Genomic DNA, 15,346 nt, shown 5'->3' with positions numbered 1-15,346 from the left:
ACCACCTCTTATTTCCAATTTAAAAGCACTTTATTAAACTACACAAATACAATGTTTTACAACATTTAACTAGCCCTTAACAAGAAGGGTTTTCTGGTATCCGTAATTTTGTTGGTCAAACAAGATTGATCCTGTTTTATGATAAGACTTTTACTCGGCCTCTCTTTTCTTTCCATTTTGGCATGCTCCGAAAAATCCAGAGAGTGTCCTTCCGTATTTTTTGGCGGGGAGATAGTTAACCCTACGAGTGAGTATGTTGTACTGTATAAAAATGATACATATGTAGACTCTGTAAAGTTAGACGAGGGCAATCGCTTTTCATTTAATTTACAAGGTATTGAGGAAGGCCTTTATCATTTTGACCATAGTCCCGAACTACAATATCTCTATCTACAGGAAGGGGATAGTATCCTAATTCGCCTGAACACCATGGAGTTCGATGAATCTTTGGTCTTTTCTGGCAAAGGGAGCGAAATAAATAATTTCTTAATAGAAATGTTCCTTGCAGATGAAAAGGAAGAACCTTTGGTATACAGCTATTATAACTTGGATCCCGATTCCTTCAACAAAAAGATTGATTCTTTACGTTTGCTAAAGCTTGAACACCTTGAAGAACTTGCCATAGATAACCAGCTATCTGACAGGGCTTTAGTGATGGCCAAAGCCTCTATTGATTACAATAACTACATACACAAAGAAAAGTACCCTTTTTATCATAAAAAGAAGACTGGCGAAGAAACCATGCATAATCTAAACGGCGGTTTCTATGATTATAGAAAAGCCATTGATCTAAATAATAGGGACCTTACCTACTTTAGACCCTATTTTGATTTTATGAAATACCACTTTGGCAATCTTTCTTATATGGCATGTATGAAAAATTGTGGAGGGGAAGAAAAACCTGTTAGCAGTCATTTACACTTCAACAAGCACAAACTAACGCTTGTAGATAGTTTGGTTGAAGAAACAGAGCTTAGGGATATTCTGTTTAGAAATATTGCCATGGACTATCTATTGAAGGAACGCAACTCTACCAATATGGAGTGTCAGATTTTCATTGATAAGTTCCGAATGCTTTCTTCCAACGAAAAACATAAGGAAGAAATCACCCATTTATACCAAGGCATTCAAAACTTGCAGCCTAATAATGCACTACCACATTTAATCCTTACCGATGTGGACAAAAACAAAATTTCGTTACAGGAATTAAGCAAGCAGAAAAAAACGGTATTTTATTTTTGGACGGCTTCACAGAAAAGGCATTTTAGAAATGTTACCCGTCATGTCGCTAAACTGCAAAAAAAGTATCCAGACTATAATTTTGTGGGCATCAACGTTAGAACATCCTATCCGCAATGGATTAGCATGGTAGAAGAGCACGGGTTGGAAAAAAGCAAGCAATTTCATGGAGAAGATTTTAAGGAAATCCAAACCGCTATGATTATTGATGGTTTAAACAAATGTGTGATTGCCAAGGACACTTTAATTGTCGACGCCTTCGCTAACCTATATACTTCTTTCTAATAAAAAAGCCCCAAGAACAAGGTTCTAAGGGCATTTTACACCTTTTTAAGTTTCTTTTCCTTAACTATTGCCTTTACGGTAATCTGACAAGAATTTTTCCAATCCAATATCAGTAAGCGGGTGCTTTAACAAACCGTCTATTGATGATAATGGCCCTGTCATCACATCCGCCCCAATTTTTGCACAGTCAATAACATGCATAGTATGGCGTATAGATGCAGCTAGAATCTGAGTTTCAAATCCATAATTATCATAGATAAGGCGAATCTCTGCAATAAGATTAAGTCCATCTGTTGAGATATCGTCCAATCTTCCCAAAAAAGGAGAAACGTAGGTAGCTCCCGCTTTGGCAGCCAACAATGCCTGTCCTGGAGAGAACACTAACGTACAATTGGTTCGTATTCCTTTGTCTGAAAAATATTTTAAGGCTTTTACCCCATCTTTGATCATTGGGACCTTAACTACTATTTGCTCATGAAGCTTAGCAAGCTCTTCCCCTTCTTTGACCATATTGGCAAAATCCGTGGATACTACCTCTGCAGAAACATCACCATCCACAATATTGCAGATAGCTACATAATGTTTTAAAATATTCTCTTTTCCGGTAATACCTTCTTTAGCCATTAAAGAGGGGTTTGTAGTTACACCGTCTAAAACTCCTAACTGTTGTGCTTCGGAAATCTGATCAAGGTTGGCTGTATCAATAAAAAATTTCATTCGTATTGAGTTGTTTTAAGTGAATATGGAATTAGTTGCGAATTTACAACAATAGCAGGCTTGTCCTTAGTATTTGATAAAAATATATGAAGCCTGTTTATTCCACCACTTGAATAGTGAACTCCCTTACTGTAGATTCTGAACATGTTGGGCTTCTATCATACCCGTCATAATCATAACCTTCAACAAACAATTCCACTGTAAACCTATACGTGCCCGTTTCCTCAGGAGTACCAAAAAATTCTACTGATCTTCTATTAAAATCATAAAAAATACCCGGCGGAAGTTCCCCAATAACATCAAAGAAATAATCATAATCATTGTCATTGACCTCATTGCTAATCTCCGCGGTAACAATATCTGAATACCTTTCACCAACGAAACCAATAAGTAATTGCTTGTTGTGAATTTCTGGGTTGATGTTAAAAATGCATTCAAAAATTTCGTCGCACCCTCCAAAAAGTAATAGTAGGGAGAGTGAACAAATTCCGGTAAGTCTTTTCAGTTGTATCATGTTTTTCTAATTATCAAAAAACATGCCATCGCTTTACAGCTTATAATGATTGAGCAAAAGTCGCTCATAGATTTTGTCTGGTAATATCTTCTTCAAAAACAGCGAAAACTTCTGCATAAACTCACCTACAGGGTTATGAATCTTTGGATTTTGTTTTTGAATAATGGCATATACCTTCTTGGCAACTTGAATGGGGTCACCACCAGCATCCACATGCTCGTTCATTAAATCCAAGGATTTTTGATATACCGCTTCGTATGGTGAACCATCCATAACCGGAGCGTGATATCTACCTGCCGCTATATTGGTTGCAAAATCCCCAGGAGCAAGATTGGTAATGGAAATACCAAAATCTTTTACCTCCATCCGTAATGCTTCAGTAATGATGCCCAATGCTCCCTTCGACGCTGAATAATACCCTCTAAATGGCAAACCCATATAACCGGCAATGGATGTTATATTGATGACCTTTCCCCCACCCTGTTCTCTCATTTGAGGCAAAACGGCCTTCATCACATGTATGGGGCCATGGAAATTGATATCAAAAACATTTAAGATTTCTTCATGGGGCGTTTCTTCAATTGGACCTGTGATTCCAACACCTGCATTATTAATCAAGATATCCAGTTTTCCTTCTCTTGAGATGATATCTGCAACTGCTTTGGTAATAGTCTCTGGAACCTTTACATCCAGAGGCAATAATTCAAAAGCATCAAAATCTTGGTAGTTCTTGGGATTTCTGGCAGTGCCATAAACCTTAAAATTCTTGGAGGTCAAATAAGTTCCGATGGCCTTTCCCAAGCCTGAGGAACCACCAGTTATCAAAACAACTTTTTTATCCATCATTACGGTTTAAAATTGTAGTTGAAGCATTCACAATTACGTGACTTTAGGGAACAAAAAAAGGCAAGCTACCTACATCGCACCGCTACGACCACATACCCTTGCTGTGTTCCCACCCTGGGGGATTTTGCAGGAGCTGGTCGTGTAGGACTTGCCAAATGCAAATATACGACCTTTTAAAATTTGCCGCAATCCTATTTCATTCTTAATTTCGATGACCAAGTGTATAAAAAATGAAACAAGTTGTAAAAACTATGGCCAAGCTACTTTCTATTTTCGGATTCTTACTTTTTTTCTTAGGCTGTGGAGGAGATGCAGATCCATCCAAACTCTTTAGTATTCAGTTAGAGGGAAACAAAAATAAGTTTCAGCAAAACCAGCAGGTTGGCGTTGCCATTAAAAATAAAAAAGAGATTGAAATTGGTCAGGTGCACTATTTTATAGATGGCCAAGAATTGCCAATAACCAATGGTAAGCTTACCTTCAATCAAAAAACATTGGGAAACAAGATTCTAGTGGCTAGGATAAGTCTTGAAGAAAAATCCGTAGAGATTCAGAAAAAGATTCGCCTTTTGGCTGCTCGTGCGCCAGAAGTCTACACCTATGAAATTATCAACACTTACCCGCATGACCCCACTGCCTATACGCAAGGATTGGAATTTAATAATGGGGTGCTTTTTGAAAGCACTGGAAAAAGAGGAGCTTCTACGCTTAGAAAAGTGAATTTTGAGACTGGTGAGATTCTTCAAAAGATAGACTTGGATAAATCGGTTTTTGGTGAAGGACTTACACTTCTTAACGATCAACTATACCTATTAACATGGCAAAGCGGTATAGGGTATGTGTACAATCCCTCCAATTTTGAAAAAATTAAAAACTTTAGTTACGGAGAAAGTAGGGAAGGTTGGGGTTTATGCAATGATGGAGAAAAGCTTTTTAAAAGTGATGGAACAGAAAAAATCTGGTTTTTGGACCCTTCAACATTGGAAGAACAAGGTCATATTGAAACGGTTACCCACAAATCCATTTTTAATATGGCCAACGAACTGGAATATGTAGACGGAAAACTATACGCCAATGTGTATCAAAAAGAAAGCATGATGATCATTGATGCTGTTTCTGGAGCTATAGAGGGAGTCATTAATTTTGGCGGACTAAAAAACAAAGTGAACAAGGGGCCGCAATGGGATGAAGGCAATTCTGTATTGAATGGTGTTGCCTATCATAAAGAAAGAGGGACGTTTTTTGTGACAGGTAAAAATTGGGACAAGCTTTTTGAGGTTAAAATCCGTAAAAAAAGCTAATGCAAGAATATAAGGAAGTCTTTAAAGTAGAACCCCAAGACCTAGATGATCTCAACCATGTAAACAATATTAGGTATGTAGAATGGATTCAAGAAATCTCTAAAAAGCATTGGTTTAAAGCTACTACGGAGTCCATACGGTCAGAAAATATTTGGGTGGTTAAAAACCATAATATTACCTATGCAAAATCCGCCCTATTGGGCGATACTATTGAAGTTTTTACCTATATAAAGGACACAAATGGGCCTTTATCTATTAGAGTTGTGGAGATTAAAAACAATAAAACAGGTCAACTTTTAGTTAAAGCCTCTACAGAGTGGTGCCTATTGGATGCAAAAACATTTAGGCCCAAACGAGTACCCGAATCCATCCAAAATCTATTTAACAAAACGTGAACCGCTGGTATATAAAAGTAATCTTGATTGTTTTTGGGCTAACGCTTACCATATTCTGGAGCTCATGCCGAAAAGATTTTGATTATGCGCCAAGTTCTGGCAACCTTCAATTTTCTAAAGACACCGTTTTTTTAGATACCATCTTTACAAACATTGGAAGTAGCACCTATACCTTAAAGGTATATAACAACAGTAATGATGACGTGTTAATTCCATTTGTTGGTTTGCAAAATGGACAGAACAGCAGTTACAGGTTAAATGTAGATGGTCTTGCAGGCAAGGAATTTAATGATGTTCCGCTTTTGGCCAAAGACAGCTTGTATGTTTTTATCGAAACCACTTTTGATATTACACCAACTACAGAAAATGAGTTTTTATACACCGATGCACTCTTATTTGGAAGTGGGGTTAACACCCAAGAAGTGCCGCTGGTCACTTTGGTGAAGGACGCCATCTTTTTATATCCCAGAACATTATCCAATGGAACCAAAGAAACTCTTGTGCTGGGTTTAGATCCAGATGGAAACGAAATTCGAGTAGAGGGTTTCTTTTTAGAAGCAGATGAATTGCTGTTCACAAGCGAAAAGCCTTACGTCATATATGGTTATGCCGCCGTACCGGAGAACACTACCCTGACTATGGAGGCTGGTACACGAGTACATTTTCATAATGATTCAGGAATTTTAGTGGAACAAGGAGGAGCATTAGTTGTTAATGGCCTTTTAAGCGAAAACCGAGAGCTTTTGGAAAACGAAGTGATTTTTGAAGGCGACCGTTTAGAACCCACCTATGCCCAAGAACCAGGGCAATGGGGCACTATTTGGTTGAGGCAAGGAAGCAGTGCCAATATCAATTACCTTACTATTAAAAATGGAACGGTAGGACTTCGTGTGGATGGAGATGGACTTTCAGCCTCGCCTCACTTGATTCTAAGCAAAACACAGATTTATAACAGCCAAAACGATAACCTCTGGAGTATTGGAGCCAATATAATGGCAGAAAATGTGGTTTTGGGCAATGCTGGGGGTCATTCTTTCTATGGTAGCTTTGGAGGAACATACAATTTTACCCATTGTACCCTTGCTAATTATTGGAACAATGGTTTACGGAATGGCACCGCACTTTCCCTGAACAACTTTAAGGAATCCCCAACCGAAGGAATTAGTACTCAAGACTTGCAAGCTGCAAACTTTATAAACTGTATTATTTATGGTAGTCAATCGGTAGAACTTTCCTTCGTGCAAAATCCAAGTGCTGCCTTCAATAGCTACTTTCAAAATTGTCTTATCCGGTTCAACGACCCAAATAGTCAATTCCAAGATAATCCTCTCTATAATTTTGATGATTCCAGTATATACCTCAACTCTATTTTTAATGATGATCCAAGTTTTGCAAGGCCGTTCCAAAATCAATTTAGTATAAGCGATAATTCCGCTGCAATTGATCTTGCAGACCCCAATATAGTTCCTCCGATTACTATGGATATTTTAGGAGAGAGCAGGTTACCAAATCCGGATACTGGAGCATACGAAAATGTTACGGAAAACTAGTTTTACAATTGGAAAGTGGTCTTTTTTAACAAAAAAAAGGCGTTTTTGAGGAAAATCCATAGTTTTTTTAAGGGAAAACTGCAACGAGGTTGTTTTAGGCGTTAGTAACTTGCACCCAGTACATTACAGATGGAATATACCTATACTATAATTGACTCTGATGCTTCTTCTAAGCTGCAACTGCAACTTTATTTGCAGGAGTATCCAGATTTCTCTTGTGTAGGGGTTGCCCATGATGCTGCAGATGGTTTAAATGCTATTTTAAAATTTACTCCAGATGTGGTTTTCATCAATTTATCTGAAGGAGAGGGCATGGAGTATTTTCATATGGTTTCGGAACTTAATCAGTTCATGGAGGCCCTCCCACTTATTATAGGTTTTTCCACCTCCAAAAAGTACGCATACAATGCCATAAAAAGTGGTTTTTTCGATTATTGGATCCTCCCCCATAATGAGTTTGATATCAGAAAGACTATTTTGCGCTTAAGGGTAAGGCATCCTAAACAGCATATGCCGTCCACTATTTGTTTAAAATCATATAACGATTACCGTTACTTGAATACCATAGACATTCTGTATTTAAAGTCTGACAACAATACCACCGACTTCTTTATGCGCGATGGCAACGTAATAAGTGCCTTTAAGACCTTAAAATCTTTTGAGCAAAGGCTTCCAAAAAGCTTTATCCGCATACATCAAAGCTATATTTTAAACAGTAGGTATGTATCACGTATCAACTATGGCAAATCTATATGTACGTTGCGTAATGATTATGAACAAGAACTTCCCTTTTCTAAAACCTATAAGGTAAAAATAGATGCCTTAAAGGAAATGCTCTCCAAAACGGCGGTTGGACCTCTTAATTAGGTTAATTCTTACAGATTCCCTTAAAATTCTAATACAACTGCACCATTTACTAAAACATTCATACCATTAGGGCTCTACTCTTAGGCTCTAGATATCTTGGCTGTATAAACCATTTTTCTAACCTAAAACCCTAATATTATGAAAAAGACGTTGAGTATTTTAGCAGTAGCAGTAATGACCCTTGGAATGTTCTCATGCGAAGCTGAAACAGATGTAAATGAAACAGAAGCACTAATGGCACAGTTAGAAGATCAAGATGCAAATACCGGTAGCGATAAGAGTGATGATGATCGACAATAATCATTAGTCCACCAATGTTATGAAAACATTTACTCGTAGTATTATTTACATTTTTATTTGCTCTTGCATGTCATTTTGTAGCGACAACTTTGATGAAAGAACTTCTTCCACTTCAGAAAATATAGTGGTCATTGAATCAGCTAAATCTGGATTGAAAGAAAAAGATGCAAGTATCGATCTCAATAAAAAAGCCTTTTTTGGTTTGAAATCAATATTGGATGACGACCGAGAATTATAAATATTAAGGATTTTGTTGAATAGCCCTTTTTCCGATGCGGATTAGGGCTTTTTTTTTACCTTGTAGTAAAAGAAAACAAATTACCGAGTACTTTTTAACACATTAATTTGAAAAACAACTATTTAATACTTATTCTTCTACTTTTAACCTCCTGTGGGAAACAATCCAAAGAGGTGAAGGCACTCAATTCTCCAAGTTCAGATGTTATAAATGAATGGATTAATGCAGCCAGAGACAGTGCCCATCTGCCAACAAGTACCAGAAAAGCATACTTAAAAAGAGCGTCGGAAAAAGCAATTTCAATATCCGATGACACGATAAGTCTAGACCATCTTTCCCGAATTTCATTGGCCTATAAAAAGCTTCAAGACTCACTAGGGTTCAGGAAAATGAACCAAAAAGTATTACAACTGGCAAAAAAAGAAAAACTCCACAAAGCCCAAGGGGAATCGCACTGGGATATGGCCTCTTTTTTTAAATCCTATGGAGTTATGGATAGTGCCTTTTATCACTATCAAAAAGCGTATAAAAACTTCCTGCTACTGCCCAAAGATTCCATATCCCAATCCTTAAGAGGAAGAATTCTCTATGGAATGGGTGACATTCAAGAATATTTCAAAGATTATCTAGGTGCTGAGATAAGTGCAACTGAAGCCTTGCGTATATTCGAGAATCTAGAAGATAATATGCGTATTTATAATTGCTATAATTTGCTGGGTGTGATTACAAATAGCATGAATAATCATGAAAAATCATTGGAATACTACCAACGAGCTGGCTTATATATTAAGAAACACAATTCATCTAATAAGAATGGGTTAGAATGGCAAAACAAAAATAACATCGCTTATGTATTCTTGGAAAACAAAGAATATCAGAAATCAGAAAAAGCATATTCTGAATTACTTGAAGAGTCAAGTTTAAAAGTCGAAAATCCGGTTTTATTTGCTAGAAGTATGACCAGCATGGCATACTCTATTTTTAAGGGGAAAAATGATGTTGAAACCGCTAATAAACTAATTAATCAAGCGATTAGCTTAAATAATAGTATTGGTTTTTCAGAAGATCAAGCCCGAGCGAAACATTATTATGCAGAGTTTTTAGCCTTTCAAGGTGACTCAATAAAAGCTAAAGAAAATGCTAAAGAATCACTCAAACTTTCAAGAGAAACTTCTAATACAGACCAACACTTAGAAGTCTTACGATTATTGACAATTTTGGACGGTAATCAAGCGGTGGCCTATTCAAATGAATATTATGAGCTTAGCGAAAAAATCAAAGAAGAAGAGCGTGCCAAAAGAGACAAATTTGCCCGTATCCGTTTAGAAACCGATGAGGTTATTCAAGAAAATGAACTGCTCTCCCGCCAAAAACAGATATGGATTGCTATAGCTCTTGGTGTTGTTTTGGCAGGTATAGCCTTGTTTACCATTATCTCGCAACGTATCAGCAATAACAGGCTTAAATTTCAACAAAAACAGCAAGAGAGCAACCAAGAAATCTATAATCTTATGCTTTCCCAGCAAGGCAAATTTGAAGAAGGCAAGCAACTGGAGAAAAAACGCATTTCGGAAGAACTGCACGATGGTATTTTAGGAGAAATGCTAGGTATTAGACTAATTCTCAGTGGATTAAATGATAAAGAGGACGAAGCATCCATTGCACACCGCGCGGAGCTCATAGAAAAACTTCGCGAACTAGAGGAAGAAATAAGAACCCTTTCGCATGAGCTTAGTGATGCTTCTTATCAAAAATTTTATAACTTTATTGTATCTCTGGAAGAGCTGATTTATGGTATAAACAGGTCCTCTGGAATTGATTGTTCTTTTACATATGACAATAGTGTGGAGTGGGACGATTTGGAAGGCGATATTAAAATAAACGCTTATAGAATTGTTCAAGAGTCGCTCCAAAACTGCGTGAAACATGCGCAATGTAAACAGGTGACCGTCGATTTTAGACCAGAAGGGAATCAATTGCAATTAACCATCTCCGATGATGGGGTTGGTTTTGATATTGGCAAAGGGAAAAGAGGCATTGGATTACGAAACGTTACCTCCAGAGTGAAAAAAATAAATGGCACCCTGGCCATTAACAGTAAAAAAGGAGAAGGAACAACCATTATGGTGCGCCTTCCGTATAGTTATATAAAAGTGGACAACCAAAAGGATGTCATGGAACGAAGACACATCTTGAATGTCTAAGTTTACAAATTAAAAGTATCGGTATGAAGACACTTAGAATATTAGCAATTGATGATCATGAAATGACCATGCTCGGCTATAAGTTTATTCTAGAACGCATAGTCTTTGAAGGGTATAGTATTATTGTCGATACGGCTAATACCTATGAGCTTGGCAGAAAAATGATAGAAGAGTCAGTACACTCTTTTCAATACGATATTTTGTTTTTAGATGTACAGTTGTTCCCTCCAAATGAAGATCAACCGCACACAGGTGAAGATTTAGGGGTCTTGGCAAGAAAGCTAGTGCCAGATACCAAGATTGTTTTTATGTCTTCTTTTAGTGATAACTACAGAATAAACAGTATTCTTAAATCTGTGGACCCAGATGGGTATCTTATAAAAACGGATATAGATCCCAAAACGCTTGAAGAAGCTGTCAAGACAATAACTTTAAATCCACCATATTATTCTTCAAAAGCGCTTTCTGCCATTAGAAAGAAAATGACCAACGATATTAGTTTGGATGAAAAGGACAAACAGATATTGTACCATTTATCCATAGGCACAAAAAACAAAGACCTAGAAAACTTTATTAGGCTATCTCCTTCTTCAATTGAAAATAGAAAGCGGCATTTAAAATCTCTTTTCGGCACCGAAAATGAGAACGATTTGGCTTTAATTCTTGCTGCAAAGAACAGAGGTTTTATTTGATTTTTTAATGCTGCATAAAATCACATCTTGGTGTGCTCATGTTGTTTTTTTAGCATTTGGGGTAAAAAAAGTGCTCGAATACTAGAAAACCCCCAGAATTTTTAAGGTTTTCCTTCAATCCCGAAAAAAAGATTCGTTTTAACTTTGATAGAGAACAACTATGAAAAATGCTGAATATGCCAATCGACAAAAAAGCGAATCCGAATTTCCCCCTAAATGGTACAAGAACTTTTGTCACAGCAAATGGGCTAGATGAGTTTGTAAAAATTCTTGAAAAAGAGTTTTTCGCAAACATTACGGTCCAATGTCGTTATCATACAGGGAAGAAGAAAACAGACCTAATTTTAAATATTTATTGCAATTTTGGACTCACCGAAAGTCTGCATCATTTCAATACTGGAAATTGGGGAGGGTTTACCATAGATGAGAACGATGTAAAAGAACCAGCTACTTTTGATGAGGCTTTTCAAAAATTAAGAAAGCAAAATAAAAATAGTATAGATATTGCTGAGCTTTCCCTTCATTTTAAAGACACCTCCGTCATTGTATCTAGAATCTATGATTACAGTATTCCAGAACAATTGGGAGAAATCATCTTCAAAACAAGTGAACACTTTGTATATTTTACCAAAGGACTAACAGAAATGCCTTACGAGATTTTTGTTCCAGTTTTTGAAGACAATACACAAAACGTTTTTGGCCCACTAGACAATCAAAAAAAATACTTTGACTATTGGGGATTGTATTTTGAGGATGATTTACAATACGATGTATTGATATACGCCTTGGAAAACAAAAAATTATGTAAAGAAGACTTTTTCCTTCTGGATTAAAACATTTACACCTTAGGCTTAACCTAAGAACACCCTACCGTTAGCTATTTAGCGTTAAACAAAGGTCGTGACTTCATTAAGTCATTGACCTTTTGTCTTATTTGAGTAATATGTTCTTCACTTTCTGGATTCATAATAACCTCATCGATATACGCTACAATAGTTTCCATATCAGCTTCCTTAAGACCACGAGTGGTAATGGCAGGGGTGCCAAAGCGTATCCCTGATGTAATAAATGGAGACTGGTCATCAAAAGGCACCATATTTTTATTTGCCGTAATAGCAGCTAGTTCCAATGCTTTTTCTGCATCTTTCCCAGTGATGTTCTTATTTCTAAGGTCGATCAACATCATATGATTGTCCGTTCCTCCAGAAATCACCTTGTAATCTCTTTTCATGAATGCTTTTGCCATGGCATCTGCATTCTTTTTTACTTGAAGCATATAGTGAAGGAAATCATCTGAAAGTGCTTCGCCAAATGCAATAGCCTTAGCAGCAATAATGTGCTCTAATGGCCCTCCTTGATTACCAGGGAATACGGCCAAATCCAATAAGCCTGACATTTTACGAAGGTTTCCGTTCTTTAAACGAATACCAAATGGGTTTTCGAAATTCTCTCCCATCAATATAAGCCCCCCCCTAGGTCCGCGCAGGGTTTTGTGCGTAGTCGTAGTAACAATATGGCAATGTGGGATTGGGTCGTTCATAATGCCTTTGGCAATGAGTCCAGCAGGATGGGAAATGTCAGCCAATAAAATAGCGTTAACGCTATCCGCTATTTCCCTAAACCGTTTAAAATCCATATCACGGGAATAGGCAGATGCACCCGCAATAATCAGTTTTGGTTTTTCCTTATTTGCAATCTCTTGGATCTTATCATAATTCAATGTTCCGGTTTCTTCATCCACCCCATAAAACACGGGGTTATACAATTTGCCAGAGAAATTTACCGGTGAACCGTGGGTAAGATGCCCCCCATGCGATAAGTCGAAGCCCAGAATAGTGTCGCCAGGTTGTAAACATGCATGGTATACCGCGGCGTTTGCTTGAGAACCAGAATGTGGTTGTACATTGGCATAAACGGCCCCAAACAGCTCCTTTGCACGGTCTATGGCCAACTGCTCTACTTCATCAACTACCTCGCATCCTCCGTAATACCGCTTTCCCGGATATCCCTCAGCATACTTATTGGTGAGAACAGAACCCGCAGCCTCCATTACTTGAGGACTTGTAAAATTCTCTGAGGCGATAAGTTCTATTCCTTCAATCTGTCTTTCCTTTTCACTTTCTATAAGCTCAAAAATCTGGTGGTCTCTTTGCATCTATGTTAAAATTAAGAAGTGCTAAAATTACGAATAGAAAAGGGAATTAAATTGATAAAAATTGTTGTAGAAATTGATTTTATCAAACGACAATTAACAATAGCCTGACTATGTTTAAACTCCATAAAAAAGATGCCCTTTTTGTGCATTTCATCGATATTATACTACCCCTTGCCCTTTTTCGTTATTAAAAAGTAGGTTTTTGGCACGGCTGTTGAAAACTACATCAAAACCGATAAAATCAGAAAACCATGAAAAAAATATTACTCATTAGTACAATGGTGTTACTCGTCGCCTGTGGAGGAGTCAAGAAAACCCAAGTAGCTTTAAACAGTGGCAACTATGTTACCGCTATGAACAAAGCAATTAAAAACTTGTCCGAAAACAAAACAAAAAAAGGGAATCAAGCTTATATATTAATGCTTGAGGATGCTTTTGAAAAGAATGCGCAACGAGAAGAAGAGGAAATTGTCTTTTTACAGAAAGATGGAAACCCAGCCAATCTAGAAGCCATTTATAATAAATATTTGAAGCTAAAGGGACTTCAACAGCGTATTAGACCGCTTTTGCCATTGTTTATTAGAGATGAGGGCAGAAATGCTTCTTTTGGATTCGCCAATTACGATTCAAACATTTTGGCAACCAAAAATGAGTTGTCCAACTATTTGTATAACAATGCTTCAAGTTTGTTGGCATCTGCCCGTGAAAAAGTAGACTACAGATCTGCATATAACGAACTTAAGTATCTGCAAGATATCAATCCTGGTTACAAGGAAACTGTTTCCAAAATGGACCAGGCATATACAAAAGGCCTTGAATATGTGAAAGTTGAAATAGGAAATGAGACAGAGCAAATCATTCCGGAGCGCTTAGAAGATGAGTTGTTGGATTTTAACGCCTTTGGTATTAATGATTTTTGGACTGAGTATCACGCAAACCCATTGTCCAACGTCAAGTACGATTATGCATTGAATGTAAACTTTAGGGAGATAAATATTTCTCCAGAGCGTATAAACGAAAAGCAAATCGTAAAAGAAAGACAAATTAAGGACGGGTACGAGTACTTATTGGATGAGCAAGGGAATGCAGTAAAAGACAGCTTGGGTAATCAAATTAAAGTAGATAAGTTCAGAACTGTACAGTGTAACTTTTATGAGTTCACGCAATTTAAAGCTGCTCAAATTGGAGCCAAAGTAAGTTTCACCGACTTATCCAACGGTCAGGAAATTAACTCCTACCCCCTATCCAGTGAATTTGTTTTTGAACATGTGTACGCAAATTATAAAGGAGATAAAAGAGCTTTGGATACAGATTTGATTTCTTTGTTGGATATTAGGTCAGTGCCATTTCCTAGCAATGAACAAATGGTATATGATGCTGGTGAAGATTTAAAGGCAAGGTTGAAATCAATCCTTACCCAAAATCAGTTTATAGCCAGAAATCAGTATAACGATTAATTTTTAGGTTGAAACGAGCGGAGTTGAGCAGCCCTGGACTAATTCATTGAAGGAGTTCTCGACTGCGCTCGAATCAACCATATCTTTCCTTAAACATGCTGCGCCAAATCAGCGTCTGCAATAGCGCCATGTGAAGTATGATACGTTACTTCTCCTTTTTTAATGATTAAAAGTTGTGGGGATTGATGCATTACCTGGAACTTATAGCCCACCTCATTAGAAACATCCCTATGGGCATGAAGATCCAAAAAATAAACATCGTGCTCATCTCCTAAAGTATACGACCCAGTAAACATATTCAATACCATTCTGCTAATTCCGCATGTTGTGGAATGTTTAAAAATGAGCTGAGTTCTCGTTTTTGATTTCTCTACAATTTCATCTAACTGCTCAATAGATGTCAACGGAATCCATGGAATCTGCTTTTCTTCTTTTTGAGGATTTTCTTTCTTTCCAAATACACTATCGAATATTCCCATGCTGTAAATTTAATAGATATGTCGAGCAAGAACAAAAAGCTTACAATCTGACGAAATGTCCTGCTATTTAAGGGTTTAAGCGACATTTTGACCGTATCTTTCCTATG

At 37.2% G+C, this 15,346-nt stretch carries 16 protein-coding genes and 1 other RNA gene; 11 read left to right on the top strand and 6 right to left on the bottom strand.

Features of this window, described 5'->3' with window-relative positions; genetic code table 11:
• The first annotated feature begins 138 nt into the window (after nt 1-138).
• Entirely contained in the window at nt 139-1,524 is a 1,386-nt protein-coding gene (locus tag FVB32_RS12965) for a TlpA family protein disulfide reductase (RefSeq protein WP_147744217.1), read from the top strand.
• Nucleotides 1,525-1,584: 60 nt separating this feature from the next.
• Here FVB32_RS12965 and fsa read toward each other — a convergent pair whose 3' ends face one another.
• The 4 genes from fsa to ffs all read right to left on the bottom strand — a co-directional run bounded on the left by fsa (nt 1,585) and on the right by ffs (nt 3,755).
• Complete coding sequence (gene fsa / locus FVB32_RS12960; RefSeq protein WP_147744216.1) at nt 1,585-2,241, bottom strand: fructose-6-phosphate aldolase; 657 nt, start codon at nt 2,239-2,241, stop codon at nt 1,585-1,587.
• Between the two features lie 97 nt (nt 2,242-2,338).
• A complete protein-coding gene (locus FVB32_RS12955; RefSeq protein WP_147744215.1) occupies nt 2,339-2,755 on the bottom strand; it encodes a hypothetical protein in 417 nt (138 codons plus the stop codon).
• 33 nt (nt 2,756-2,788) lie between these two features.
• Complete coding sequence (locus FVB32_RS12950; protein ID WP_147744214.1) at nt 2,789-3,598, bottom strand: SDR family oxidoreductase; 810 nt, start codon at nt 3,596-3,598, stop codon at nt 2,789-2,791.
• A 58-nt stretch (nt 3,599-3,656) separates the two neighbouring features.
• Nucleotides 3,657-3,755: signal recognition particle sRNA small type (ffs, locus tag FVB32_RS12945), an RNA gene on the bottom strand.
• Nucleotides 3,756-3,831: 76 nt separating this feature from the next.
• Here ffs and FVB32_RS12940 point away from each other — a divergent pair.
• The 9 genes from FVB32_RS12940 (at nt 3,832) to FVB32_RS12910 (ending at nt 11,981) form a co-directional block, all read left to right on the top strand.
• Nucleotides 3,832-4,902 carry a glutaminyl-peptide cyclotransferase gene (locus FVB32_RS12940; protein ID WP_317132211.1) on the top strand — a complete coding sequence of 357 codons (1,071 nt, stop codon included), beginning with the start codon at nt 3,832-3,834 and terminating at the stop codon, nt 4,900-4,902.
• On the top strand, nt 4,902-5,297 hold the full coding sequence (locus tag FVB32_RS12935) for an acyl-CoA thioesterase (protein ID WP_147744213.1): 396 nt from the start codon (nt 4,902-4,904) through the stop codon (nt 5,295-5,297). The genes FVB32_RS12940 and FVB32_RS12935 overlap by 1 nt, the downstream gene beginning before the upstream one ends.
• The gene (locus tag FVB32_RS12930; protein WP_246139886.1) at nt 5,294-6,847 is read left to right on the top strand and encodes a hypothetical protein; all 1,554 of its coding nucleotides are present in this window, start codon (nt 5,294-5,296) and stop codon (nt 6,845-6,847) included. Before FVB32_RS12935 ends, FVB32_RS12930 begins: the two co-directional genes overlap by 4 nt.
• Before the next feature lie 129 nt (nt 6,848-6,976).
• Complete coding sequence (locus FVB32_RS12925; RefSeq protein ID WP_147744212.1) at nt 6,977-7,714, top strand: LytR/AlgR family response regulator transcription factor; 738 nt, start codon at nt 6,977-6,979, stop codon at nt 7,712-7,714.
• 138 nt (nt 7,715-7,852) lie between these two features.
• Entirely contained in the window at nt 7,853-8,014 is a 162-nt protein-coding gene (locus FVB32_RS17770) for a hypothetical protein (protein ID WP_187269571.1), read from the top strand.
• 67 nt (nt 8,015-8,081) lie between these two features.
• Complete coding sequence (locus tag FVB32_RS17765; protein ID WP_187269570.1) at nt 8,082-8,252, top strand: hypothetical protein; 171 nt, start codon at nt 8,082-8,084, stop codon at nt 8,250-8,252.
• Between the two features lie 107 nt (nt 8,253-8,359).
• On the top strand, nt 8,360-10,456 hold the full coding sequence (locus tag FVB32_RS12920) for a tetratricopeptide repeat-containing sensor histidine kinase (RefSeq protein WP_147744211.1): 2,097 nt from the start codon (nt 8,360-8,362) through the stop codon (nt 10,454-10,456).
• Nucleotides 10,457-10,479: 23 nt separating this feature from the next.
• Nucleotides 10,480-11,148 carry a response regulator gene (locus FVB32_RS12915; protein ID WP_147744210.1) on the top strand — a complete coding sequence of 223 codons (669 nt, stop codon included), beginning with the start codon at nt 10,480-10,482 and terminating at the stop codon, nt 11,146-11,148.
• Between the two features lie 176 nt (nt 11,149-11,324).
• A complete protein-coding gene (locus FVB32_RS12910) occupies nt 11,325-11,981 on the top strand; it encodes a hypothetical protein (RefSeq protein ID WP_147744209.1) in 657 nt (218 codons plus the stop codon).
• Nucleotides 11,982-12,025: 44 nt separating this feature from the next.
• Here FVB32_RS12910 and glyA read toward each other — a convergent pair whose 3' ends face one another.
• Nucleotides 12,026-13,303: a serine hydroxymethyltransferase gene (gene glyA, locus FVB32_RS12905; RefSeq protein ID WP_147744208.1), complete on the bottom strand. Its 1,278-nt coding sequence runs from the start codon at nt 13,301-13,303 to the stop codon at nt 12,026-12,028.
• Between the two features lie 251 nt (nt 13,304-13,554).
• On the opposite strand from glyA, the gene FVB32_RS12900 reads away from it, so the two are divergent.
• Nucleotides 13,555-14,760 (top strand): hypothetical protein, encoded by a 1,206-nt coding sequence (locus FVB32_RS12900; protein WP_147744207.1) that lies wholly within the window; start codon nt 13,555-13,557, stop codon nt 14,758-14,760.
• An 89-nt stretch (nt 14,761-14,849) separates the two neighbouring features.
• Here the strand turns inward: FVB32_RS12900 and ytxJ are convergent, their stop codons facing one another.
• Nucleotides 14,850-15,239 carry a bacillithiol system redox-active protein YtxJ gene (gene ytxJ, locus FVB32_RS12895; RefSeq protein WP_147744206.1) on the bottom strand — a complete coding sequence of 130 codons (390 nt, stop codon included), beginning with the start codon at nt 15,237-15,239 and terminating at the stop codon, nt 14,850-14,852.
• Nucleotides 15,240-15,346 lie beyond the last annotated feature (107 nt).

The sequence above is a fragment of the Flagellimonas hymeniacidonis genome (assembly GCF_008040165.1).
Taxonomy (GTDB): domain Bacteria; phylum Bacteroidota; class Bacteroidia; order Flavobacteriales; family Flavobacteriaceae; genus Flagellimonas; species Flagellimonas hymeniacidonis.
The sequence above is the reverse complement of the archived record's forward strand: the minus strand, read 5'-3'. Positions and strand labels throughout refer to the sequence as shown.

Excerpts from the sequence above, each read along its gene's own strand:
- FVB32_RS12965 (WP_147744217.1), top strand. The coding sequence starts at position 139 with ATGATAAGACTTTTACTCGGCCTCTCTTTTCTTTCCATTTTGGCATGC.
- fsa (WP_147744216.1), bottom strand. The coding sequence starts at position 2,241 with ATGAAATTTTTTATTGATACAGCCAACCTTGATCAGATTTCCGAAGCA.
- FVB32_RS12955 (WP_147744215.1), bottom strand. The coding sequence starts at position 2,755 with ATGATACAACTGAAAAGACTTACCGGAATTTGTTCACTCTCCCTACTA.
- FVB32_RS12950 (WP_147744214.1), bottom strand. The coding sequence starts at position 3,598 with ATGGATAAAAAAGTTGTTTTGATAACTGGTGGTTCCTCAGGCTTGGGA.
- FVB32_RS12940 (WP_317132211.1), top strand. The coding sequence starts at position 3,832 with ATGAAACAAGTTGTAAAAACTATGGCCAAGCTACTTTCTATTTTCGGA.
- FVB32_RS12935 (WP_147744213.1), top strand. The coding sequence starts at position 4,902 with ATGCAAGAATATAAGGAAGTCTTTAAAGTAGAACCCCAAGACCTAGAT.
- FVB32_RS12925 (WP_147744212.1), top strand. The coding sequence starts at position 6,977 with ATGGAATATACCTATACTATAATTGACTCTGATGCTTCTTCTAAGCTG.
- FVB32_RS17770 (WP_187269571.1), top strand. The coding sequence starts at position 7,853 with ATGAAAAAGACGTTGAGTATTTTAGCAGTAGCAGTAATGACCCTTGGA.
- FVB32_RS17765 (WP_187269570.1), top strand. The coding sequence starts at position 8,082 with ATGTCATTTTGTAGCGACAACTTTGATGAAAGAACTTCTTCCACTTCA.
- FVB32_RS12915 (WP_147744210.1), top strand. The coding sequence starts at position 10,480 with ATGAAGACACTTAGAATATTAGCAATTGATGATCATGAAATGACCATG.
- FVB32_RS12910 (WP_147744209.1), top strand. The coding sequence starts at position 11,325 with ATGCCAATCGACAAAAAAGCGAATCCGAATTTCCCCCTAAATGGTACA.
- glyA (WP_147744208.1), bottom strand. The coding sequence starts at position 13,303 with ATGCAAAGAGACCACCAGATTTTTGAGCTTATAGAAAGTGAAAAGGAA.
- FVB32_RS12900 (WP_147744207.1), top strand. The coding sequence starts at position 13,555 with ATGAAAAAAATATTACTCATTAGTACAATGGTGTTACTCGTCGCCTGT.
- ytxJ (WP_147744206.1), bottom strand. The coding sequence starts at position 15,239 with ATGGGAATATTCGATAGTGTATTTGGAAAGAAAGAAAATCCTCAAAAA.